Source organism: Dyadobacter sp. AC419 (assembly GCF_979253085.1).
Genome location: NZ_CEEDCD010000023.1, coordinates 326,041 through 349,323, shown reverse-complemented (window position 1 = coordinate 349,323; position 23,283 = coordinate 326,041). Strand labels below are relative to the sequence as shown.

General features: G+C 45.6%; 22 protein-coding genes. 11 read left to right on the top strand and 11 right to left on the bottom strand.

All coding sequences use genetic code 11. The features are described from left to right. Positions 1-34: 34 nt before the first annotated feature. The 3 genes from hxlB (at position 35) to AC0IYG_RS21880 (ending at position 4,805) form a co-directional block, all read left to right on the top strand. On the top strand, positions 35-625 hold the full coding sequence (gene hxlB, locus AC0IYG_RS21890; protein WP_471713207.1) for a 6-phospho-3-hexuloisomerase: 591 nt from the start codon (positions 35-37) through the stop codon (positions 623-625). A gap of 36 nt (positions 626-661) precedes the next feature. Further along, a complete protein-coding gene (gene hxlA, locus AC0IYG_RS21885) occupies positions 662-1,303 on the top strand; it encodes a 3-hexulose-6-phosphate synthase (protein WP_471713206.1) in 642 nt (213 codons plus the stop codon). Positions 1,304-1,751: 448 nt separating this feature from the next. After that, a complete protein-coding gene (locus AC0IYG_RS21880) occupies positions 1,752-4,805 on the top strand; it encodes a choice-of-anchor Q domain-containing protein (RefSeq protein ID WP_471713205.1) in 3,054 nt (1,017 codons plus the stop codon). Between the two features lie 236 nt (positions 4,806-5,041). Here the strand turns inward: AC0IYG_RS21880 and AC0IYG_RS21875 are convergent, their stop codons facing one another. Both AC0IYG_RS21875 and AC0IYG_RS21870 read right to left on the bottom strand, forming a co-directional pair. After that, positions 5,042-7,216 carry a hypothetical protein gene (locus tag AC0IYG_RS21875; protein ID WP_471713203.1) on the bottom strand — a complete coding sequence of 725 codons (2,175 nt, stop codon included), beginning with the start codon at positions 7,214-7,216 and terminating at the stop codon, positions 5,042-5,044. A 37-nt stretch (positions 7,217-7,253) separates the two neighbouring features. After that, positions 7,254-7,868, bottom strand: coding sequence for a TetR/AcrR family transcriptional regulator (locus AC0IYG_RS21870; protein WP_471713202.1), 615 nt, complete (start codon positions 7,866-7,868; stop codon positions 7,254-7,256). A 303-nt stretch (positions 7,869-8,171) separates the two neighbouring features. Between AC0IYG_RS21870 and AC0IYG_RS21865 the strand changes: the two genes are divergently transcribed. Further along, positions 8,172-9,413, top strand: coding sequence for a cation:proton antiporter (locus AC0IYG_RS21865; RefSeq protein ID WP_471713201.1), 1,242 nt, complete (start codon positions 8,172-8,174; stop codon positions 9,411-9,413). A 142-nt stretch (positions 9,414-9,555) separates the two neighbouring features. On the opposite strand, the gene AC0IYG_RS21860 is transcribed toward AC0IYG_RS21865, so the two are convergent. Together AC0IYG_RS21860 and AC0IYG_RS21855 are read right to left on the bottom strand one after the other, a co-directional pair. Continuing rightward, a complete protein-coding gene (locus AC0IYG_RS21860) occupies positions 9,556-9,750 on the bottom strand; it encodes a hypothetical protein (protein WP_471713200.1) in 195 nt (64 codons plus the stop codon). An 84-nt stretch (positions 9,751-9,834) separates the two neighbouring features. Next, positions 9,835-10,179 carry a four-helix bundle copper-binding protein gene (locus tag AC0IYG_RS21855; protein WP_471713199.1) on the bottom strand — a complete coding sequence of 115 codons (345 nt, stop codon included), beginning with the start codon at positions 10,177-10,179 and terminating at the stop codon, positions 9,835-9,837. Between the two features lie 210 nt (positions 10,180-10,389). Between AC0IYG_RS21855 and AC0IYG_RS21850 the strand changes: the two genes are divergently transcribed. Together AC0IYG_RS21850 and AC0IYG_RS21845 are read left to right on the top strand one after the other, a co-directional pair. Then, positions 10,390-11,742 (top strand): TlpA family protein disulfide reductase, encoded by a 1,353-nt coding sequence (locus tag AC0IYG_RS21850; protein ID WP_471713198.1) that lies wholly within the window; start codon positions 10,390-10,392, stop codon positions 11,740-11,742. Positions 11,743-11,882: 140 nt separating this feature from the next. Next, entirely contained in the window at positions 11,883-12,125 is a 243-nt protein-coding gene (locus AC0IYG_RS21845; protein ID WP_471713197.1) for a PLD nuclease N-terminal domain-containing protein, read from the top strand. Positions 12,126-12,248: 123 nt separating this feature from the next. Here the strand turns inward: AC0IYG_RS21845 and AC0IYG_RS21840 are convergent, their stop codons facing one another. From AC0IYG_RS21840 to AC0IYG_RS21815, 6 genes are all read right to left on the bottom strand, one after another. Further along, positions 12,249-12,695, bottom strand: a complete 447-nt coding sequence (locus tag AC0IYG_RS21840) for a hypothetical protein (protein WP_471713196.1) — start codon at positions 12,693-12,695, stop codon at positions 12,249-12,251. 98 nt (positions 12,696-12,793) lie between these two features. Continuing rightward, positions 12,794-13,039, bottom strand: coding sequence for a hypothetical protein (locus AC0IYG_RS21835; protein ID WP_471713195.1), 246 nt, complete (start codon positions 13,037-13,039; stop codon positions 12,794-12,796). 535 nt (positions 13,040-13,574) lie between these two features. Beyond that, the gene (locus tag AC0IYG_RS21830; RefSeq protein ID WP_471713194.1) at positions 13,575-13,850 is read right to left on the bottom strand and encodes a hypothetical protein; all 276 of its coding nucleotides are present in this window, start codon (positions 13,848-13,850) and stop codon (positions 13,575-13,577) included. A gap of 61 nt (positions 13,851-13,911) precedes the next feature. Further along, positions 13,912-16,239, bottom strand: a complete 2,328-nt coding sequence (locus tag AC0IYG_RS21825) for a ligand-binding sensor domain-containing protein (RefSeq protein WP_471713192.1) — start codon at positions 16,237-16,239, stop codon at positions 13,912-13,914. Continuing rightward, complete coding sequence (locus AC0IYG_RS21820) at positions 16,211-16,615, bottom strand: ligand-binding sensor domain-containing protein (RefSeq protein WP_471713191.1); 405 nt, start codon at positions 16,613-16,615, stop codon at positions 16,211-16,213. Before AC0IYG_RS21820 ends, AC0IYG_RS21825 begins: the two co-directional genes overlap by 29 nt. Continuing rightward, positions 16,600-17,373: a LytR/AlgR family response regulator transcription factor gene (locus AC0IYG_RS21815; RefSeq protein WP_471713190.1), complete on the bottom strand. Its 774-nt coding sequence runs from the start codon at positions 17,371-17,373 to the stop codon at positions 16,600-16,602. Before AC0IYG_RS21815 ends, AC0IYG_RS21820 begins: the two co-directional genes overlap by 16 nt. A 276-nt stretch (positions 17,374-17,649) precedes the next feature. Here AC0IYG_RS21815 and AC0IYG_RS21810 point away from each other — a divergent pair, with 276 nt between their 5' ends. From AC0IYG_RS21810 to AC0IYG_RS21790, 5 genes are all read left to right on the top strand, one after another. Next, entirely contained in the window at positions 17,650-18,054 is a 405-nt protein-coding gene (locus AC0IYG_RS21810) for a globin domain-containing protein (RefSeq protein ID WP_471713189.1), read from the top strand. A 570-nt stretch (positions 18,055-18,624) separates the two neighbouring features. Beyond that, entirely contained in the window at positions 18,625-19,494 is an 870-nt protein-coding gene (locus tag AC0IYG_RS21805) for a hypothetical protein (RefSeq protein ID WP_471713188.1), read from the top strand. A 320-nt stretch (positions 19,495-19,814) separates the two neighbouring features. Then, on the top strand, positions 19,815-20,447 hold the full coding sequence (locus tag AC0IYG_RS21800) for an MBOAT family O-acyltransferase (protein WP_471713187.1): 633 nt from the start codon (positions 19,815-19,817) through the stop codon (positions 20,445-20,447). A 68-nt stretch (positions 20,448-20,515) separates the two neighbouring features. Then, complete coding sequence (locus tag AC0IYG_RS21795; RefSeq protein ID WP_471713186.1) at positions 20,516-21,268, top strand: MBOAT family O-acyltransferase; 753 nt, start codon at positions 20,516-20,518, stop codon at positions 21,266-21,268. 47 nt (positions 21,269-21,315) lie between these two features. After that, positions 21,316-22,215 carry a hypothetical protein gene (locus tag AC0IYG_RS21790; RefSeq protein WP_471713185.1) on the top strand — a complete coding sequence of 300 codons (900 nt, stop codon included), beginning with the start codon at positions 21,316-21,318 and terminating at the stop codon, positions 22,213-22,215. Between the two features lie 123 nt (positions 22,216-22,338). Here AC0IYG_RS21790 and AC0IYG_RS21785 read toward each other — a convergent pair whose 3' ends face one another. Next, positions 22,339-23,274: a polysaccharide deacetylase family protein gene (locus tag AC0IYG_RS21785; RefSeq protein ID WP_471713184.1), complete on the bottom strand. Its 936-nt coding sequence runs from the start codon at positions 23,272-23,274 to the stop codon at positions 22,339-22,341. Positions 23,275-23,283 lie beyond the last annotated feature (9 nt).

Genomic DNA, 23,283 nt, shown 5'->3' with positions numbered 1-23,283 from the left:
AAGTACATTTGTCACCAGACAAAACAAGGCAATTATGCATTTGGATCATCAACAAGGCGTACTTCATTCGACTGACATTCAGGGAAATCTAAAACAAATACTGGCCGAGCATTACGCGCTGGCAGAAGCATTGGCTTATGAAAATTTCGGAGCACTTATTACAGGCATTCAGCAGGCGGAATCGGTATTTATGCATGCGGCGGGGAGGTCGGGATTCTCCATGCGCTCGGTTGCAATGCGTCTGATGCATTTGGGTTTCAGGGTTTATTTCGTCGGAGATACCACCACGCCCGCTATACAATCCAAAGACCTCTTGTGGATAGCTTCCGGCTCGGGAACTACGGGCTCGATTGTGCGGGCGGCTGAAAAGGCAAAATCCGTAGGAGCCAATGTAATCGCTATCACAACCAACCCGGCATCAACGCTGGCAGGCATTTCCGATACACATATCCTGCTGCCAGCGGCGGAAAAAGAAGATCATGCAGGCAGCAAATCAAAACAATATGCAGGCAGCCTTTTCGAGCAGGCATTGCTGCTGATCGGAGACGCCATTTTTATGGAGCTATGGAAAATGAGCGGCTGTCCGGCTGAAACGCTCTGGAAGCGGCATGCCAACATGGAGTAAAATTTAATTAATACAGTACAATTTAATCAATTCAAAATGGCCAAATTACAAGTAGCAATAGACTTATTGACGACAGAAGAGGCATTAGCACTTGCTGCAAAAGTTGCCCCTTACGTTGATATCATTGAACTCGGCACGCCGTTGATCAAAAACATGGGATCAAGTGTAATCACAGCAATGAAAAATGCGCATCCCGACAAACTGGTTTTTGCCGACCTTAAAACGGCTGACGCGGGTGAGCTGGAAGCGGACATCGCTTTCAAGGCAGGAGCAGACCTGGTAACGGTAATGGGAGCAGCAGGAAATGCAACAATTATCGGGGCAGTAAAAGCGGCAAAGGCGCACGGTAAAGGCGTGGTGGTTGACACCATCGGCTACCCTGATCGTGTAAAAAGGGCTCAGGAAGTGATAGAACTAGGTGTTGAGTTTGTGGAATTGCACGCTGGTCTGGATGAGCAATGGACTGATGGTTACTCGATTCAGGTGCTAATCGATGAAGCTGCCCGTGCAGGTGTTCCGGTTTCGATTGCAGGCGGGGTAAACCTGAGCAACATTACTGCTGTTATTGAAGCAGGTGCACAGGTTGCCGTTGCAGGTGCAGCTATTTATGGTGCAGAAGATCCGGCAAGTGCGGCAAAGGCACTTCGCGAAGCGATAGATGCAGTTTTAGTTGCATAAGTGTTCTGACATTTATTGAATAATAGCCCGTCCAAACAATTTCGGCGGGTTATTTTTTATATATAGACTTGGATTCAAGAAACACGCAATTATTAACATTACTGGCAAATATTTTCCAATCAATCCTGTTTCCAGTCCAGCATTTTCGCAAGATCAGCAGGGCAGTATCGCTTAATCTACAGAGCGTTTACTTCTCAGGGTTGTAACATCAGCAGAGACAGTACGATATATTACAAATTGTGCCCTAAAGTATTAGATATTAAGGATATACGTTTGGTTAATGTGGGATTGAAAGTGGTTCTTTGTCAGATCTTTCAAATTCTATTTTCAGTACTACATGATTAAACGTTTATTTTCTTCAAAAGTAAAGTCTTCTCTATTCTCTTCTTCATTTCGGGTATCGACTTTTTTAATTGCTTTTTTCTTCCTTCTTGGCTTATCATCAGCCGTGTTGGCTCAGGCGAACATTCGGTATGTCACCACATCGGGTGGGGCCACTCAGAACGATGGCTCCTCGTGGGCAGCCGCCAGCAGTGATCTGCAGGCCATTATTAACGACAGCTCACCTGGCGACCAGATTTGGGTTGCTGGCGGACTTTACCGGATCTCTCAATCTGCTAACGGGCTGAGATTAAAAGAAGGGGTGCAAATCTACGGCGGCTTTGCAGGAAATGAGACAGCGTTTCAGCAACGGGATCTCAGATCGGATCGCTTCCGAAGCGTTATATCCGGGCTGGGCACGCATCCGTATGCAATTGATAATTCTAATTTTGACCAGACCAGCGGGCTTACAACAGCCACTGTCCTGGATGGTTTTACTTTGGCAGGAGGGACGGTTGCCGGCATCTATAATGGTCGTTCTTCGGCAACGTTTTCCAATCTGGTCGTCCTTGGAAACGGAACTGCCCAGGGGGGCGGGGGCGTGCAAAACGCACTCAGTTCTGCGATATTTATAAACGTGACGGTCATTTCAAATAATGGAAATGTTGCTGTTTCCAATTCAGAGTCTACAACGCAATTTATCAATTGTGCAATTATTAATAATGCAACTCCGCAGCTGGGCGGTATGGCTAATTCGGCATCGTCAACAGTTCTGATCAATTGCACAATATCAGGTCCCAACCAGGGGGGCGGGATCGTTAATTATTTGCGATCTTCTGCAAAAATCTATAATTGTATCATTACGGGAACACAGGGCGTCGTCAATGGCCGGACCGACAGGAGTGACATTCAAAATACGATTATTGTTGAATCATCGCCCTTTGTAACAGAGCCAGGCCAGGCTAAGATTGATCCTTTATTTGTCGATCCCGCAAACGGAGATTACAGGCTTCAGGCCTGCAGCCCGGCTGTCAATACTGGCAGTAACACCTATTACGCAGCAGGCCAAACGCCCGATATTTCAGCGATTACATTGGATGTAATTGGCCAGTCCCGTTTCTTCAACAACGGAACCGTTGACAAGGGCGCTTACGAATATCAGGGTGAGACCGGCACTGTTGTACCCGGGGTACGGTTTGTGCGCGCAGGTGCAACCGGCACCGGAGCAACCTGGGAGTGTGCGTCAGGGGACCTTCAAAAAATGATCAATACTGCTGTGAGTGGCGAGCAGGTGTGGGTGGCTGCCGGCACCTATCTCGCACCACCGAACAGCTATTTTAATTTGAAAGAAGGTGTCAAAATATATGGTGGCTTCGCCGGAACAGAAGCCAGCCTGACTCAACGTAACCTGTCAATTGCTGCCAACAAAAGCCTGCTTACCAGCACGTTTCAGATTGTAGTAAATACTATGAGCCTTACGTCAGCAGCAGTACTTGACGGATTCACCGTATCTGGCTCTGTGGGAGGCATTTACAATATGCAATCCTCGCCATTGCTGGTCAATCTGGTGATAACAGGTAACCCCGGCGGCGGTGTATTGAATCTGGAGTCTTCACCAACTATGGTAAACTGCTTGATCGTAAAAAACACAGGCAATCAGGACTTTGCCGCGGGTTTAAGAAATAGTTCATCTTCCCCGGTGCTGATTAACTGCACGATTGCCGACAATACGACCACCGGAACAGGTTTGTTTAGTAGCAGAGCCGGAATTTCCAATGATAGCCGTTCTTTTCCCAAAGTCCGCAACTGCATCATTTATGGCAATGATTTTGGAATCTTCAATGATAACACTTCCGCTGCAACTGTTGAGTACAGCATTGTTCAGGTAAACCCGGCCCAGCCCGGGGAAACACCTCCTCCGTCCCTTAACCCGCTTTTCAGAGATGCAGCCGCGGGCGATTACCGGCTGCAATCGTGCAGTCCTGCCATTAATGTGGGCTTCAATTATTTCCAAACTGGTCAGACTCCCGACATTACCGGCATTACTACTGACCTTGCTGGTGAAACAAGACTGCAAGAGCATATTGTCGATATGGGCGCTTACGAGTTCAGCGAGGAATTTCGCGGGCTCGCCAGCAACCTTACCAAAGTTTCGGCAGACATTACCCGTGAAACTGTGCTGACTGCCACCAATGATGCTTGCCGTTTAGTCGCGTACATATTGCCAAATGGGGCAGCACCCGTATCCGGACAAGTCAATGCCAAAGTTTGGATAGCTGAAAATCAGCCGGCAGACTTCGTGAAAAGACATTATCAGATCACGCCCGGAAATAATGCATCGAATGCCACTGCACGGGTAAAGCTGTATTTTTCACAGCAGGAGTTTACGGACTATAATGATATTAATGAGGTAAAACTGCCGGTGAATGCAGCGGATGCAGAAAATTATAAGGCAAATTTACGCATTGAAAAAAGATCAGGAATCAGCACAGACGACTCAGGGCTACCCAGCTCTTACAACGGCAGCATTTCAACATTCAGGCCTTCGGATGCTAACGGAAGCGTAGAATGGAATCCGGTTGGCCAGTATTGGGAAGTAACATTCGACGTAACCGGTTTCAGTGGGTTCTTTGTCAAAACAAAGGATACTGCGCTGCCGCTCAACCTGCTAAGCTTTACGGCGACCAAAGAAAGCGGAAGCAACTTGTTGCAATGGAATACGGCGAGCGAGGTTAATACGGACAATTTCGAGATCCAGCGCAGCAGCAATGCAAAAAACTTTGTCACGATCGCGACTGTGAATGCAAACGGAAGTGGAAATCACCAATACAGCTACATTGATCAATCCAGCGACGATCTTACGAGCTATTACAGATTGAAAATGAGTGATCGCGCCGCGAACGGTTTGGACGGGGCTTACAGTTATAGCAAGATTATTTCCGTCGATGGCGAAGCAGAGGTGAAAGCTATTTATCCAAATCCTGCAAATGCCGAAGTGACATTCCGCGCAAGTAATGCATTGCTCAAAACCACTGCAACACTGCACGACATTTCGGGGCGGGAATTGCAGACAATCCTGATCAGCAACAAAATACAAAAGCTCAACATCAGCTCACTAACAAGTGGCGTGTATATGTTGAAATTTGCCGACGGGACGGTGGAGAAATTTGTCAAACAGTAACTAAATGCGAAAGGGACATCCATTAAAAAGTGGATGTCCCAAAAATCTGAATCGCCAAAATTGCTTGTTAGTCCTCAAATCAGCAGGCTTGATAACTAGAATCAGGATATTCTGGTAACGGGTTTAAATCAATGGTTTTTCTGGCAAATCTGTGCCGTATACTTCTGCGACGCACTATGTATACTAGATCGATGTTGGGTAAGTGACTGCTACTGATTAAGTATGCCTATGCGCTCCTATTTAACCACCACCCGCACACGGTCCAGATTTTGAATGCGGGTATATGGGGTCTTGTCATCACCATCGCGCTGGGAGGCAACCCGAAGTGTTGGGAAATAGGTGCCCGGCTTTGAAAATTGGTACGTCGTCTTCATGGTGACTTTCGAACCGGTTTTGTTTGCCGGGGAGATCTTCGCCGCAATAGGGAATTCGTCAGAATCTTCAAAGCTCCATCCAGAACGTTTTTCGACTTCTTTTGACAAACCTTCGAAATTCCAGGCGGCGGCAACGATCTTACCCATGTTTTCAGGAACTTCAACTTCCGCCGTAAAAGTGACTGACTGGCCCACCTTTATCTCCGCCCGCTTGCCTCCGTTCGCCATCAAGGTAACTACAGGTTGAATGCCTTTGCGTTCATTTACCGTTTGGGGCACAATTACCTGACCATCTTCAATTGTATAGTTTGTAGTGGCTGCGGGAGCGACGTCTTTTTCAACCCATGCACTCAGATCAAGCAGGGCCTGCTGCAATACACCCAGGTAACCGACTGTCCGGGTCGGATCATCTTCAACAGCGATATCTCCGTGCAGCGCGTGGTCGGTGTACCAAAGCCTGAAATGATCATTCAGTTTGTCACCGAGATTGTCTTGTACTCTCGACCGGTACCAGTCTGCCTGCCAGGGAAAAGCTTCGCGGTCCCAAAGTGACTCTAACAAGATCATTTTACCAGTAAACTTCCCAGTTGGGAGCACGCCCGCAGCTCCACGCGTAAACAGTGGCCCAAGTAGCATTTGTCGCTGCGGATAAATCGGCTTACCCTCTTTGTCACGGAATTGGTCATAGACATAATATTCTTTCCCAGGGATCTGATGACGATGGTAAGTCTGTACAGCAAGGAAATTGGAATTATCTACCTGAACCCGGTCGCCGGGTTTAATTTGGGCAAGTACGGCCGCATCGGCAGGGCCCAATACTACTTTGTCTCCCTGGATTTTGGTTATCTGCAAGACTTTCCCATCAGCTGTACCACTTAATATTTGCAGATCACCCCCCAGAAATTCGATGTCGGGTAACGCATCTGTCAACTGAAAAGCGACGGGCATAGATTTCTCCACACCACCAATGGCTTTCCAGGCTGCATCTGCGGTTCCTCGCTCCGTAGGCGACATAGCTTGTGCCAATCCCAAGCCAACAGCTTCGTCAATCGCAATTCCTGCTTTTATATGGCTTGGCTGCTGAATACGGGCTTTGATTAAAGAAGCGGTGGGATTAGCGCCTAGATATCCGGGTGTATTCCAGAAATCCTTTTCAAAATAGCTTTTATCTGCCCCCACTACGCCTTGATACAGCACCAAAAAACCGTGAATACCCATATTTTTATACCCAAACCAGGATTTTGGCGGGAACCCCATTCTAGTCACTTCCACAAGCGCCTCCTTTTCTTCCTGATTCAATGTGGCATACATGTCACCGCTTCCGCCAGGCTCCAACGCGTCAATAATCGAAGGAAATTTGTCTTTCAAGATTCGCATGGCGTGCATGCGGACAGTGAACACATTGGGGATAGCCATTGGCGAACCCAACACGTACGGAACCACACCATCCCAAACACCATTTGTGTTTTCAATGCTGCCGACGGTGCGGTATGCACCACCGCTTCCTCCAAATGCGTAGCCGTACGGGCGTTTGCCGTCGTAAATCTGGTTGGCGATTACTCTGGAAAACTGCGCGGTAGCGGCATTTACGCGAAAAGCACCCAGGGTTGGATCGTTCGACCCAGGCTTAGCAAAATCAACGCGTCCGCCACCATTTGTTTCAATGAAATAAGAGCCGTGTGTGATCGCAAAACCGATTTTATCTTCTTCTCCGGAAGCTCCTTGTGAAAGGGTTTCACTATCGGGGAAAGGCGTAATGTACTGGAAAAAGCGTCCCTGATAATTTTCCTTTGCCGGGAAATATAGAGAGAACCGTGCGCCTGTGCCTTTGAAACCACCATGTACATACCGGTGGCGAACAGGTTTGTCGCGCCACTCATCGACGTCTACATACGGCCTTGCAAACAGGGTGTCCTGCGTAGTGAATTGTTGAGCAAGCTTATCGCTCAGGGGCAGTAAGCTGGTTTGTGCATGAGTCATCATGGCATGGGTAAGCAACAGACAAACCCACAGGTTGCGGAAAGTTTTGGCAGGCATTTTAGTACGGTTAATGTTTCTGGGTTAAGATCCGGTTTTATGCCGACTCGGATAATGTTAGCGTTTGAATGTGCTCTTCCAGGGCCATCAGGCCTTCTGGGGTACACATGCCGCGAATGTAATTGGCGGTTGTTTGCAGCAGCAGATCTGTGGCCGAAAGGCCGAGCCGTGTAAAAGATTCACTCGCCACGGACGCACGGTGCAGTGCAAATGCGCTTCGTAAAGCAACTTCGGGATGGATATCACTACGAAAAGCACCTTCGGAAACTCCCCGTTTTATGACGTCCAAAAAATGGGCTTCAAATTTCGGTGCAATCACTTTTTCAACTTTCCTGGCGAGTTCCGGATAATAGTATTCAAGTTCCTTGTAAAACGATTGGTTGATCTGATACTCCATTTCAACGGCAATTTGCCAGATGTCTAAAAAATGGCACGCGGCATTTTGCTCATTCGAAAGATTTAAAAGCTTCTCGTATTGTATATCATGATATAAATACAAGGCTTCTTCCAGTAACCCTTCTTTGTTTTGGAAGTATTTATAGATGGTTTTTGTAGAGATACCAAGCCAATCGACGAGCTTTTGATTGGACATTTCCTTAATACCATGCTTCAAAAAAAGCGCTAGCGACCTTTGTAATATCTCTTCCTTCATTATTTAAGTCTTTTAGCCATCGCCTCAAAGTCGGACATTAATTGCTTCCATTAAAGGTGAGGAAATTATTTTTATAAAAAAAGTTTCCACGATATTGTTTAGCAATAATCAGCAATGACGGATAATTATATAGGACCTACTGGGCCAATAGTGCAATGATGACTGCCTGTGAGTCTCTTACCGTTTCTGAGACTTTTCTACACAGAGAATGATATAATAGATTATCTGAATAGCTATCATTAATACGGCATGAAATTGGCACCGTCTCACCGAATCATCTGCATTTAGTAGAATTTATCTCAAATGGAAATCTTTTCACTCTTTTCGGTATTGATTACCCTGGCTGCTTTGTTTTCTTATGTCAATGTCAAAGTGCTCAAACTTCCTTCGGGAATTAGCCTGATGCTTATGGGAACGGTTGTTTCCTTGGGTGTGATTGCCTTGGGAAATGTGTCGGGCAGTGTTAGTGCATTTATAGAACATGAAATTGCTTTAATAGACTTTTCTGAATTTTTGCTGGGGATGCTGCTTAGCTTCCTGCTCTTTGCAGGGGCACTCCATGTTAACCTGGAAGATCTCAAAAAATCTGCTAAAAGTATCGGTAGCTTCGCCGTGGTAGGCACGATCGTCTCCACTGTACTTGTCGGATATGGGCTTTACTTTTTAATGGATGTGTTTAACAAACCGCTACCGATGGTTTATTGCCTTCTGTTAGGCGCATTGATATCACCCACAGACCCGATCGCCGTAATGGGCATCTTAAAAGAAACAAACCTTTCCAAAAGTGTAGAAACCAATATCGTTGGCGAATCCCTTTTTAACGACGGGATCGGCGTAGTAATCTTCGCAACCCTTCTTCAAATCGCATCTGTGGGCATTGAAAACTTTGGAGTAGGGGCAATAGGAGGGCTGTTTTTGCAGGAAGCCGGCGGTGGAATTTTAGCGGGCGGAGTAATCGGCTGGTCAGGTTACCGGCTAATGAAATCAATTGACCATTTTCAAACAGAGATATTGATTTCTTTAGCAATGGTAATGGGAGGTTATTCCCTGTGCCATTATCTGCATGTATCGGGGCCGCTGGCCATGGTAATAGCGGGTATAATGACTGGGAACCGGGGAAGGATCTTGGCAATGAGCGATGTTACACGCGACTATTTAGGGAAATTCTGGGAGGTAACTGATGAGATCCTGAACGCAATCCTGTTCCTGCTCATCGGGCTGGAAATTGTCATTGTTGACTTTGATCTTATCTATATAATTGTCGGGTTGATTATGGCTTTGCTGGTTATTGGCGTGCGCTTTGTTGCACTTTACAGTACAGCGGTGACATTCCGCTTTATTAAAGATTTTTCTGTTTCGACTTTGAAAATAATGACCTGGGGAGGTCTGCGCGGGGGGATTTCTGTTGCGCTCGCTTTGTCATTGCCTTCCAGTTCACACAAGAATGCAATCGTCTCAGTGACTTTCATTATCGTACTCTTTTCGGTGCTCGTACAAGGTCTTACGATCGGCAAGGTTGTGACCAAGTTAGGCGCAAAGGTTTAGTTTTTTATCGATCAGTTTATTCAAATACGATTTTCATGAATCAGGAATGACAAGTTACACGCACACCCTACAAAAGGTGAGTGGTCTACCCTTATTTATCAATAAAAGATAGACCACTCAGTATGCATACCAGATGATATTGTTATAGCGGCCTGGCAGCAGAATCACCCGTCATTGAATCGGTTGACATGCTGTCTGTTTGCATCTGGGACTGCGTATTGTCCATGCCAGAGGAATCCGTGCTTGCGTCATTACCGCTGTTGTTACTATTACAAGAAGCCATGCTCAGTAGCATTCCTAAGCAGGTGATCGAAAGTGCAATTTTAATAGATTTCATCGTTTTATGTGTTAAGTGAAAAGACCATTTGTTTACAACAATTGTTCCACTAGGAAATCAGTTGAATTTCGATTGTTTGTTAATTCATACTGGCGTTGCCATTTGCTCACAAATATCAGCACAATGGCGGCAGGCTTCGGCGCACTGGCGGCAATGATCCATCCCCATCTGCGCATGCTGCTCACATTCCTGTGCACAAGCATTACAAGCATCGGCACAAATACGGCATAAATGTGCGCTAAACTGGCTTTCAAGGCTCATTACTTCCGCAGCGCTGCGACAGATGGCAGCGCATTCGAGGTCGACCTGGATGCATCTGACCAAGTGTTCCGGATTGGCTTCTTTTAAACACTGTGTTGCACAATAGCTGCATGCCACTGCACAAGCTGCACAAGCATCAATGCATTCTTTAAATTGTTGATCTGCCATAACTTCTGTGTTTAGATGGATTCCATTGAAATTTGGCAATTCGCTACAAAAATGGTTCCTTCACAACACTTCCAAACATTAATTGTCCCATAAATCTTCAGATATCCTATGTTCCTTCATCTTAAAAACCTTCTGTTAAGCTGCATTGCCGCATTGTTGTTCGCCAGTTGCACGAAAAAGGATGACGGGAAAATTAAAATTACATTCCGCTTGAATAAAGCAAAAGGTGCCAGCGCAGATCTGGCCACTTACAATATGCTCAATTCGGATACATTGCTTCTGGGGAGATCTACATTGGATAGTAATGGTTTTGGGATAATAGAAACAACGATTGAAAAGCCTTTTTTCGGCCATGTTATTGTGCAAGATCATTATATTCCATTGTATCTCGAAGCAGGTGACGAAGTAGTTTTGGAAGCGGATACCAGTAAAAAGGGCGATGAGATAAAAGTTAGCGGTGACGGATCTGCGGTTAACGGGTTTATTCGGAATGCTCAGAAAATGGCGCGGAAGTATTACGATTATAAAGGAAAAGCGATATGGCAAAATGAGCCTGCTGCGTTCAAATCCAGCTTCAAATTGTATCAGAATGAGTTGAACGAAGAGCTTGAAAAACTGAAAAAAGAGGAAGGTGTAGATGCCGAAGAACTGGACTTAATGAAAAAGAAAGTTGGGATGATATTGTACGCTTATCAGCAGCACTATGTGAACAACCATTACAGCTATGACCTAGACGATCCCAAGATTCCGGCAGATCTGAAAAAGGTCGTGACGACGTTGCCCGTGGATTCAGTTTTATTTGACATGAACATGTATGAATACGGCGAAATCTTGTCGAGTTACCTGCTTTCCGGTATTCACAGGCCACTGGGCAAACTTACTGACAAAATGAACCAGGATTCATTGGATGGACACTGGTTGGAAGTGTCAGATGATTATATTCAAAAATCATCATTGGATCCATTTTTGAAAAGGCATTTCCGAGCTGCCAATATCAACTATTGGGTGCGAATGGAAGGCTTGTCTCCTGAAATTGCTAAGCTCCGTGAAGATCTTTACAAAGCTCCGGTGCTGCCGGTTTACAGAAAAACTTTGGACAAAAGCTTTGCCAAGTGGGAGGCACTTGGTCCGGGTAAGCAGGCGCCTGATTTTGACGGAAAAACACCTGATGGAAAAACAATGTCGCTTAGCAGTCTGAAAGGAAAATTGGTGTACATCGATGTGTGGGCCACCTGGTGCGGACCTTGCCGCGAAGAATTTCCTGAGTCGAAAAAACTGATGAAGGAATTTGAAGCAAATGACGAAGTTGTGTTCTTGTACGTGTCTCTGGACGAGAATGTTGCTGCCTGGAAAAAGATGCTGAAAGATGGAACTGTGCCTCCCGGAAGCCACATTAATCAGCAAAGCGATGCTCCCGGTTCGCTCTGGGGCAAATATATGTTGTGGGGAATTCCGCGGTATATTATGGTGAATAAAGACGGTACAATGCTTAAAGCGCACGCGCCAAGGCCAAGCTCGGGGAAGGTAGCTTCCGAAATCAGGACTTATCTGAAAGAAAGCTGATCACGGAGCTAGCAAAATATTTTTATTTTAGCGAAAAGCGGTTTTGGGAATGCATTTTTGCCTTTAACTTCTCCAAATAGAGGTAGTTGTGTGTTGGTAATATTTTTCTATATTTGAAATAGTTACTTAACGGAACTTACATGAACAATCCATTCGCTGCAATCTTTGGTCTAGGCAACCAGGAGTTGCTTCTTATCTCTTGCTTTATTTTGTTTGTTGCTTTTGTAATTTGGGCAGTTCTTGATCTGATGTCTAATAGTGACTATTCGGCTGTTGCAAAATTAATTTGGCTGGTGGCAATTATCTTCCTTCCGGCATTCGGAACGCTATTTTACCTCTATTACGGAAGATCAGAACAGCACTTGTCTCGGAAAAACGGTTGATAATTCTCTCAAAGAATCCGTTTCTTAATAATACATAATCTGCCAAAATCAACAAAGTGATTTAGTATTTGAAAAGGCATTAACAACTTCCGTTCATGAAGTAGTTAATGCCTTTGAAATGTATCAGAATGTCGGAATGTGATATTCTTTTCGCTCTCCATATCCAAAATAAACAGTACCGTCTTTTTCTTCTACAACTACAAATGCCCTGTAATAAATATTTTGGGGTACATTTTTAAATTTTGGATGAATCTGTGTGGATACTCCAAGAAGCGCTGGACTGTTAAATACTTCAAGTGGGCGGTCGAGTTTATCAGCACGTAGATCATCATCTGGTGGTGTTGCTCCATCATAATGCTCATAAGATATCCCATAGTCTAATATCTTTTTAGTCCCGAGTTCTGTAAAGTTAACCTTAAATACCATTTCACCATTAGGCCTATACTCTGCCTGTTCAGTTTCAATTACAGGGTTAATATTTTCATTTGGAATATTGTGGTCTGTACATGAAAAGCTGACAATAAATAAGACCAGCACACAAATAATGTTAGTAAAAAAAATTCGAGTCATAATTGTTTGTTTAAATTAATGAATAAGAATAAAATATTGTTTGAAACATGAAACTCACTAAATTTTTACGAGTAAATGATGTGGAATGAACCAGCGGGTTACAGGACTACCCTGAACTGGTTCGTTTTTACAGGCACAGTCTCGGTTTGGGTTTGCTGCCATTCCAGATGATCCTCTTGGTTTTGCTTTATCGCCTGACAATCAGTCGGGCTGGCCTGCATGACACTTTCCTGCAAATTTGTAGCCTGCCCATCCAGTGGACCAAACGGAACATTGATGCCCGTTTGGTTGCAGGAAGTAAGAACGACAGTCATCAGAACCGAGCATTTTATTAAAACTTTCATAGTAAGAGAAGCTTTTTTTTTAAATTTCTGCCATTAATTGTCAAGGCCAGACGATACTTGGTAAACTTAATTTTCATGACTAACAGGGATAACCGCAGCTGGTTTTAACGAACGGTAGTGTGTGGACGTAACCCTTGGAAAGTGTTTGCCTGTGTCACTTACCTTGGTTAGCGTCGCTTTGGGAGCTTCTTCAAAAGTATGGCGCTGCTTTTGTGATGGAAAGTTTAACTGCACGAAGCGTAGTAATCTGGACCTGAGTCGTGTGTAAATCGAATCGAGTGACACCGGCTAGCAAAGCCCTGCTAAAAGTTGAAGAATGTTTTTTTGTAATTGATTTTTTCGTGACTAATAAATGAATGATAAGAGATAAATGGTCCCTTTCCGGATCAGTAAATCGTGTTCCGCAAGACGATGCAAACTTAAATTGTAAAATAAGCGAGGGCAATAAATTGGAGGGTACAAAACGTAACGGTTTGTATTCCACCGTATATAAAAGGTGTACAGCCGCGTGTACAGGTAAGTTGGCTCTGAAAAATTAAAGCAACGGCACCGAAACCCTGAACTCAGTAGCCGTTTCGTCCACGCTGACTTCGCGCGGGCTTAGATAATGGTACAGTGATTTCAGGCTGTTCAATCCCTGCTTGTTTGACGTTTCAACGAAGCTCTTCCGCTGTAAGCTGTTTTCCACGAAAAGCGTATCGTTTTTGGCATGAATCAGGATCGTCAGGGGAGACTCGTCGCTGACAATGTTGTGCTTGATGGCATTCTCAAGCAGATTTTGCAGGGTTACGGGTACAATCTGCCGGGTCAATGACTCTGGGGTAACGTCAATGCTGATGCGCAGACCGTCGCCGAACCGGGTGGTTTGCAGGTCAATGTAGTTTTGAGCAAACGCAAGCTCGGCCTCGAAGGGTGACGAGTTCCGAGTCTTTGTTTTGCAGAATATAACGGTAAATCACCGACAGTTTCCGCAGAAATGTTGATGCTTCTTTGGGTTTGGTAAGAATGAGGCTGTTCAGTGAGGTCAGGCTGTTGAACAGAAAGTGAGGATTGAGGTGGTTGATCAGGTTGTGATACTGGATTTCGGCCTTGTCGCGTTCGAGCCTAGTCATCTGGATTTGAAAGTGATGCAGCCTTGCCGATTGCCGGAGCCGATACCGATATAAGCTGTACAGTAAAACCAGGAAGATAGCCACCAGCAGGGCCTTAAACCAGCGGGTGTTGTAAAAAGCCGTATCTACATGAATGCGCAGTGCGGTTTCCCGGCTTCGCAAGTCGCCCGCTATGGCTTCAACCCTGAAAATATAGTCCCCGCCAGGTAGTTTGGTGTAAACAGCATTGTTTTGGTTACCTGAGTCTTTCCAGTCATCGTCGTAGCCTTCCAGTTTATACCGGTACTGTTGATTTACCGAAACCGCCAGTGTACTGAACTCGATCATAAATGAGTTATCGTCGGGTTTAAGCCGTATGGGGGACATTCGGCCGTGCAGCATCAGGGTGGTATCATTCAGTCGGAGCCGGTTGAGCAGCACAGGTTCAGGTCGGCGGACAGGGCGCAGATTTTCGGGCTTAAACTCGACCAGATGACCTTTCTGGCCCGACAACAGGTGGCCATTCCGCATCGGGAACAGCCATGTGCTGTACCCGGTCGTGTACTCATTGATAGGTATCCGGAAGTTGAGAACCTGTTGTTTTTCGCCCGCTTTAATCACCGAAATCAGATTCTGGTTAGCCACCCAGGTATTACCGAACCGGTCGGGTCGGGCAGCTGCGCTTTGACTCAGCGTCATGGCATCATTTTCCGCCCGGATGGTATCCCGACGGCGCACCGGGTCGTAGGTTACCAACCCATTCATATCTGTTGCCATCAAAAAGGACCCGTCCCGGTCTTCGGCTACTGAGTTCAGCGTATTTTCGTAATCAGCCTGGTGCGTATCGGTCACAATAAACTCTTTTTGCTGCTGAGAGAACCGCGCAAACCCTTCGGGAAAAATATCCAGCCACAAGTTGCCCCGCCTGTCGAGCAGGGTTTGACGTACCAGAAATCTGGGATCAGTATTAGTCGACCGGATTGGGTAAGTTTTCCATTCCTGCCGGTCCAGGTCGTAGGCGAACGCCTGTTTGCCATCACCAAAGGCCCAATACTGATTACCAATAAGCCGAAATGTTCGTAGCTCAATCAACTTCGCCGCTGAGGGCAACGCGATCGTCTTGAATTGGTGCGTCAGCGTATTAAAGCTATAAATTACTTTTGCAGATCCTATTAGCAGCTCATTGTCGTGCTGTTCTATACTCGTAACAGGCATTCCCCAAGGATATTGACTTGTTTTGTTAGGCAGTCGATAGACATCAAGCTGGTTAGTAGCTGGTACGTAGTGCAGCAGTCCCCGTATAGATGTGCCCAGCCACCACGACCCGTCCGGGCCTTCTGCGAATGAGATGATGCCCCGCTCATCCGTCAGGGCTGGAAATAATGCTTCCAGGTCATATACATCGTATAATGTTCTTTCTGGATTGGTGTAGGCAAGGCCATTGGTCGTGCCCAGCCAGACGGTTCCGTCGGATTGCTGCCAGCCAGATAAGATAAAATCGGCACCAAGCGATGTGGGTTCGGATTTGGCATGGTTAAGTGGCGTTACCCGGCTTGTTTGTGAGTCGATATAAAACGTTTGGGCCCCCCATGTACCCACCCAGAGGTTGTGCCGCCGGTCCACGAAAATAGTGGCTACGAAAAACCGAGCCCGGTCCTGCGCGGTCTGGGGTTTGATCCGCTTCAATATCCGCTGGCTGCGCAGATCATATACTACAATGCAACTGTCTGTATGGTCGGCGATCAGCAGGTGATTCCCATCCACGGCCAGGGCAGACACATCATTAGGGTTCAGCACCGGACTATGTTTGGGATTATTACTGTGGGTGGTAAACTGTCGCCGGACCGTATCGAAGTAGCGCAAGCCATGTGCTTCCGCCATCCAAAAACCCGCCCGGTATGGGTCCTCCACCAACCCGTTGGGCAGCGTACGCACGCCTCCGGTGCTGTCAGACGCGTAGGCAGGGTAGTATTGAACCGCCCCAGTTTTAGTGGTGTAGCCGAACAGGCCCAGATTACGGCTGGTGAACCAAATGTTTCCCGCCCGGTCACAGCGAATATTTTTGCAAATGCCCAATGCCTTATTCCCGACAGTAGTGATGGTGCTCAAACACTCCTGTTGCTTTATCGTAGCGACTGACACCGTTTTCGAATGCTGCCCAGATACGGCCCTGCTTATCCTCGCAGATGGCATACACCTGATTGTTGAGCAGCGATTGAGGGTTATTGCGCTGGTGACGGAACTGGATAAAATGTGTGCCGTCGAAGCGGTTCAGGCCCGTGTTGGTAGCAATCCACAAGTATCCCTCCTTATCCTGAAACAGGGAATGGATTTTGGAGGACGAAAGCCTATCCTGCTCCCGAATATGTCCAAATTCAAAGCGTGGGGATAGTTCCTGAGCCGCCGAGCGACTGCCCAGACCAATCAGCAGGCAAAGCAGCCAAAACGCATATCTGGGAATATAGGCACTCATTTTTCCAGCCATTTCCGGAAGGTGGGTGCTTTATCCCGGCTAATGTCGATGGCAAACGATTTATTGGGTGCCTTCAGGACGAGTTGCAATTTGAGGTTGGCCAACCCTTTCAGTGTTTGTACGGCATTGATATGAATGATGCACTGCCGGCTGGCGCGATAAAATATGGACGGGTCGAGCAACTGTTCGATCTCGTCGAGCGAGTCATAATCCAGAATGTAACGTTCGCCGGTGTTGGTCACCAAAAAGATCAACTGATCGCGGACGAAATACGCGATTTCACTGATTTTAATGGGCACCCAGCTATTGCGGGCACTGCCCAGGAAATGCTCTTTAAATGTCGGTTTGAAAGGCGAAGGCAGGTTCAGTGCATCCAGTAGTTTTTGCACGTCGAGCCCGGCATGTGCCACTGGCTTAGCGAACTTACGGGCTTTACCAATCGCCTGTTTCAGTTCGTCATGGTCGACTGGCTTAAGCAGATAATCAATGCCATTAACCTTAAATGCCTGAATGGCATATTCGTTGTAGGCGGTTGTGAAGATGACCGGACACGAAATCTGGTATTTACTGAAAATGGTGAAGCTAACGCCGTCGGCCAACTGAATATCGGCAAATATCACATCTGGTTCGGCGTGCTCGGAAAACCAGGTCAACGCCGTTTTTACACTACCGACGGTGCCAACCAGGTTAATAGTTGCATCGACTTCTGCAATGCTGGCCGCCAGTTCCTGCGCTACCAATTTTTCATCTTCAATAATCAGAGCATTCATGATCGAGGCTGGAAAAGGAAATTGAATGTACTTGTAAATCTTTCATTTTCAGTAGAATTCTGCACATTTTTGGGTATGAGCCGTCGAAAACAAACCATTAATGACGCGTAACCAGCTTCCAGTCGTAATGCCTCTGCATAAGAGTCGCCTTTAAAGCCGCCTGAAAACGACTTATTGCTTAAAATTAACGATTCGTGCAAAAATACTGGGTTTAAGACTCGACTTCCGCTTACTTTACTATACAATCATCTATTAACACCCGCTATGCCAGTTCCAATGACCCAACAACAAGTCCGACTCGTCAAGCAATCCTGGAAATTGCTGCGCGAAATAAGCCCTATTGTGCTTGGCGATGTGTTTTACGGACGGCTTTTTATCAAATATCCTTTTCTACGCCCGCTTTTCAAAGGGCCAATGGATGAGCAGTACCACAAATTCTTCGACATGCTCAGTCTAATTGTTGCCCGCATCGACCTGCCCGATAACCTGGGGCCGGAAATTGCCGCCTTGGGCCGGAGCCACAAAGGCTATGGTGTGCAGCCCTCTCATTATGAAGACGTGAAAGCCGCCCTGCTCTGGACGCTGGAAGTAGGGCTGGGCAACGACTGGAACGAGACGGTCGGAGAGGCTTGGGAAGCCTGCTACGATGGCTTGGCCCATCAGATGCTGGCGCAGGAGTGAGGTGGGGGCGGATGTTTTATAAGTGCGTTCAGCATTTTACTATTTGCCGTTTTTTTCTCGCATTTGCAGGGTGCTCGGCAGGGACAATAACAACAGCACAAAAGGAGATAACCGGTGACAAGTTGCCCTTACGTATAGAATGTACCGGGATCGCCGTCTCAACCTATTTAATAAGTCAGATGAAAGCCTGATTCCCCGCCACACAATTATCACCAACTCGCCTCGTCTAAACTAAAATTAATCTTATGAAAAACTTCGGAATCGGATTCCTCGCCGGCCTGGCAGGCTATGTCCTGGTGGCTGTCAAGTCGGTCGGAAATTCCTCATCCAATTGACCGCCAAACGAATCAGAGTCTTCATCATGAACCAGTCGTGGAGGAATCACACAAACGACTCATCGCCATTGACCTACGGTTCAATGCCCCGATTACAGCCGCTCAGGGCAAAACTTTTGCCGCCTTCCCAGACTCGCCTCACATTTGTATCATAGAAAAGCAGGGAGCGCCGAAAACCTGAAACAGAGTAGGCGAAAATGAGAAGTGAATAATAATTTTTTAAACTAACAAAGCCATGTTAAACAAAACACATTTTTTCAAAAGTACCCTTTTCCTTGCCTTAGCGATTGGCTCATTTGCCTGCCAGAAAGATAGCGCTGTGGACCCCATGCCTTCTGACGCAGCCTCAGCATCTGCAGCGCGGATCGGAAGTGAGATTGGTTCACCCAACTTTCCCCAGGTGCACAAGCTCACTAAACATGGTCAGGCAACCCTGTCTTACGACAACGATGGCCGACTCCTGAACGTGATCACCCCCGCACGTGGTGGTCTGGCTATCGAGACCGATTACACCTACAGCCCCGGTAAGATCAGAGCGTTTACGCATCAGGGAAAGATCAAGCTCCGGGATGAAACCTTTATGCTGGATGCCAGCGGCCGCTGCACCGAATCGGTCGAAGCGATTACAGTTGTCAACAACAATGGCACTCTTCATCTCACAAGAGAGTGGAAATATGCCTATAACGCCAAGGGTGAGTTGTGGAATTACCAGAACAAAAACAGTTGCAATGGTGGATTCGGGTATAGCTACAATTCTGATGGAGACATGATCTCGGCGAAGGCAATAATGGGATTTGAAAATACTTTCGCAACAAATTTCAACTACAGTCCGGCAGGGGGCGACCCGATCATGAACGATAAATATCCGTTGAACGTGATAGGAGTGAACGAACATGACCCTTACCTGCGGATTTTCGGTAAGCCAAGCAAGCATCTTGTCACGCTGGTAACTAAGGAGGGTTCACTCGGTGGCGACTATTTCACCTACGATCTGGACGCTGATGGCTACGTGGCCCAACGGAAGCAGTTCAAACTGAATGGTGGCGCCCTGGTTGAAACCAAGTCGTACGCCTATGTGACAGCCAACATCGGGATGCCGTACTGAACAGAATATGCTCAAAATGAGCAGTACAAGATGTTTTTTTCAAAGTGAAACAGAGCTACCTGGATCGTCAGGTGGCTCTGTTTGTTTTCCACCGAATTTTCTGGTGTTACCCCTAATTATCGGGAGATCGTCCCAAATTTCTATTCGGCTTACTCTTTTTTATCTAGATTCGGGTATCAAGAATGCTGTTCCTGGTAGTTAAAAACCTCAACGAAACACCACAACCGAGGACAACTCAACCCTCGAATATTTGAATGCCGTTTAAAAATGAGTACTAAGTAAGCACAAGATCTTAAACGTTCCTTCTATCAATTTCAATTATGCTATTCAATTCAATCGAGTTCATTGTGTTTTTCACAATTGTATTCGTCTTGTACTGGTTTGTATTGAACCGGCACATTAAAGCTCAAAATGCTTTTCTGCTTATTGTAAGCTATTTCTTTTATGGCTGGTGGGATTGGAGATTTCTATTACTGATATTTACCAGTTCTTCTATCGATTACTTTCTGGGAAATCAGATATGGAAAACAGAAAATCCTGTCCTCAGAAAGCGACTCGTGATGGTGAGCATAGTATTTAATCTTTGCTTTCTGGGTTTCTTTAAATACTTCAACTTCTTTATTGATAGCTTTATTGGGATGCTGACTGAAATGAATATGCCTATTAATGTATATACGCTTCACATTATTCTTCCGGTCGGCATCAGCTTTTATACTTTTCAGTCGCTCAGCTACACAATTGATATTTATAAGAAAAAGCTCGAACCTTCTCATAATATCCTGAATTTTTTCGCCTTCGTTTCCTTTTTTCCACAGCTTGTAGCCGGGCCGATCGAGCGGGCGGAACATTTGTTACCTCAGTTTTTTCAAAAGAGAAAATTCGACTATGCAGTTGCAGCAAGTGGGGGGCGGCTTATTTTAAAAGGATTCTTTAAAAAAATAGTTATTGCCTGACAGTCTCTGCGATTTTAGTTGATACAGTTTACAATAATCCCGAAGCGTACACGGGCTTTCCAATGGTTGTGGCAACGATATTTTTTACATTCCAGATCTATTGTGATTTTTCCGGATATTCTGATATCGCAATCGGTACAGCAAGACTATTGGGTTTCGATATGCGACCTAATTTTGCTTCGCCGTATTTTTCAAGATCACTCACTGAGTTCTGGCGCAGGTGGCATATCTCCTTGTCAACCTGGTTCAGGGATTATCTCTATATCCCGCTGGGTGGGAGCCGCACATCCACCTTCAACGCGAACAGGAATCTTCTCATTACTTTCACAATGAGCGGTTTATGGCACGGTGCTAACTGGACGTATGTAATCTGGGGTTTCGTACACGGACTCGGTCTGATCGTCGAAAAGACGTTCAATATTCAAAAAGCAGATAGGGCGAGTGTGTTCGTAAATGCGATGCGCATGATCGTGACCTTTGTATTTGTTGCATTCGCATGGATTTTTTTCCGAAGCAATAATCTAAGCGACGCTATTTACATCATTACACACATGTTTTCGGATATCAGAGATTATACTGATCCGATGGCTATGTCATTGAAGTTCCGGGGTGTAGGATTGAAGCAGGAAGATCTTGTTACTTCTGTTTTCTTTCTTGGCGTATTTCTGATAATGGAATATGTGATGGCAAATGATAAGTTACGGACAATTGTCTATTCAAATTCTAAAATGAGATGGGCAGCCTATTATTTCTTCTTGATAGCGATCGTTTTTAGCGCCACAAAAAACCCGGCAGGTAACTTTATCTATTTCCAATTCTAATGATCAGCAAATGAAAAAATTCTTAACCAAATTCTTTTTTATTGCTTTTGCCCTTATTTATCTGGGGTATTTTAATCGCAATCATTGACCCATTCAATTATTTTGGGTTTGAGGTTTTCCATAGAACAGCTAAAAAAGAGGCTGAAAGTTTGAATACGCTCATTTACCGTACAATCGATTATGTGAATGAACCTTCCGAAAATGTCATCTTTGGTGATTCCAGAACTTATAACATTCCATTGGACCGAATTGAGGAGATTTCAAAACGGAAATACAAAAAGCTCAACATAAATGGAGCGAAACTAAATGAAATATTTGATCTCTTTTATTTTGCAAATTCAAAAACGCCGATCAAACGGGTTGTGATCGGAATTAACTTTAATATGTTCAACAAATTTGGTCATGAAAATAGGGTAGAAGGTGTGCAACGAATGCTGGATAACCCGTTCATGTATGTGTATAATAAAGACGTTGCGGAAGCAGCCTATTCCACTGTAAAACACACCGTTACCGACAAGAGGCCCGACTTCGCTCCGCCTATGTCCAGAAAAGAGTTCTGGGATTGGAGTGTCAATACAAAGGCCAGCCACTGGTATGGTAAGTATGCATTTCCGGATAAATTATATTCCCAGCTCTTAAACTTCGACAAATTCACAAAGGCTAATAAGATAGATGTGATTTTCATTATTGTTCCCCATCACAGAGACTTTCACAAAAGGTTAGTCGATTTTGGTCTGCAAAAAGAAGAGGCGAAGTTTAAGCAGATCATGGCTGGGTTGAGTGCAAGAGTTTACGACTTTGATTACCTCAATGATATTACCAGTAATCACGTCAACTTCGAAGATCCCATACATTATACAAATGCCGTTGGGAACACGATTGTAAACGAGATCTGGACTGATAAACTCATTATTGGAAAGGAAATATCGTCCCCGTTTGCAGACTAACCCGTTCTTGGTTGAAATTAAAATGTTGCTTGCCCCAGGCATGCATGGCAATTTTAGATGCTTTTATCGCCTAACATATTTAGAGACGGGTTTTCCAGCTATTTCTACTTTGCAGACAAATTGCTATTGCATCAGATCGGAGATATATTTTGGAACTGTCGGCTCGCCTTTGAAGAATGCCCCATTCTTTCCTTGGGTAAGAGCCCAGCGGTGGATCCATGAGATGCCCCTCTTTCCGATATATTGATCTTCCGTGAGGTAACAAGGATCTTCCAGCGCTTTTTGAATCGTGACAAACTGATAACCATCCGCTTCCAGTCTGGAAAGCAACTGGCCAAGTGCCTTGCTATTGAGCAAGTTAGCGTGCATAAGCAGAATGTGCGGAATGGGCCGGTGAAACAGCGAGTCGGCCTGGGCTTCGTAGTAATGGACATAATCCATCATATAGTTGACATATGTCTTCGATATCGAATCGGCAAGTGGCTGGTTTTTGCTTCCCATCGCCTTGTCAAAGGCAGCGGCAAAAATGTATTCTTCGTTATCGACCGTTACCGGAGCCTGGATGTATTTGTGTTTGGCCAGTATCATTTCCAGCGAATCCCGTTTCGCAACCGTATTTCCTCTGTGTAGATAGGGGTGCCGGAAATATTTGAGTTCAGCGCCTTCTCTTTGGAGGAAACCCCGAAGCAGTGTATCGGCTCCGAGCACATCCGCTTCATAGGCGGCTGCCGAAATATCGTTGATGCCTAGATGTCCGAAAGTATGATTACCAAGTGAATGGCCGGCTTTCAGCCATTTTCTTAGCAACCGATATTGAGCGGGAATAACTTTTCCGTCTTTGACAAGTTTTTCCCCGATGACATACCCTGTCGCCTGGACTTTATGTTGTTTCAAATGACCCAAAAGCTGATCTGTCAGCTCAGCTCTTAACGCATTGGTATTCATGGTCCTGCTAATTGTTGGCAAGTCGTCAATAGTGATGGCGATTTGTTTTTGAGCGAAGACTTCTTTTGACCAAAATTGAAGAAAAATGACTAGCAGCAGGATATGCAGTTTCATGAGGAGGTC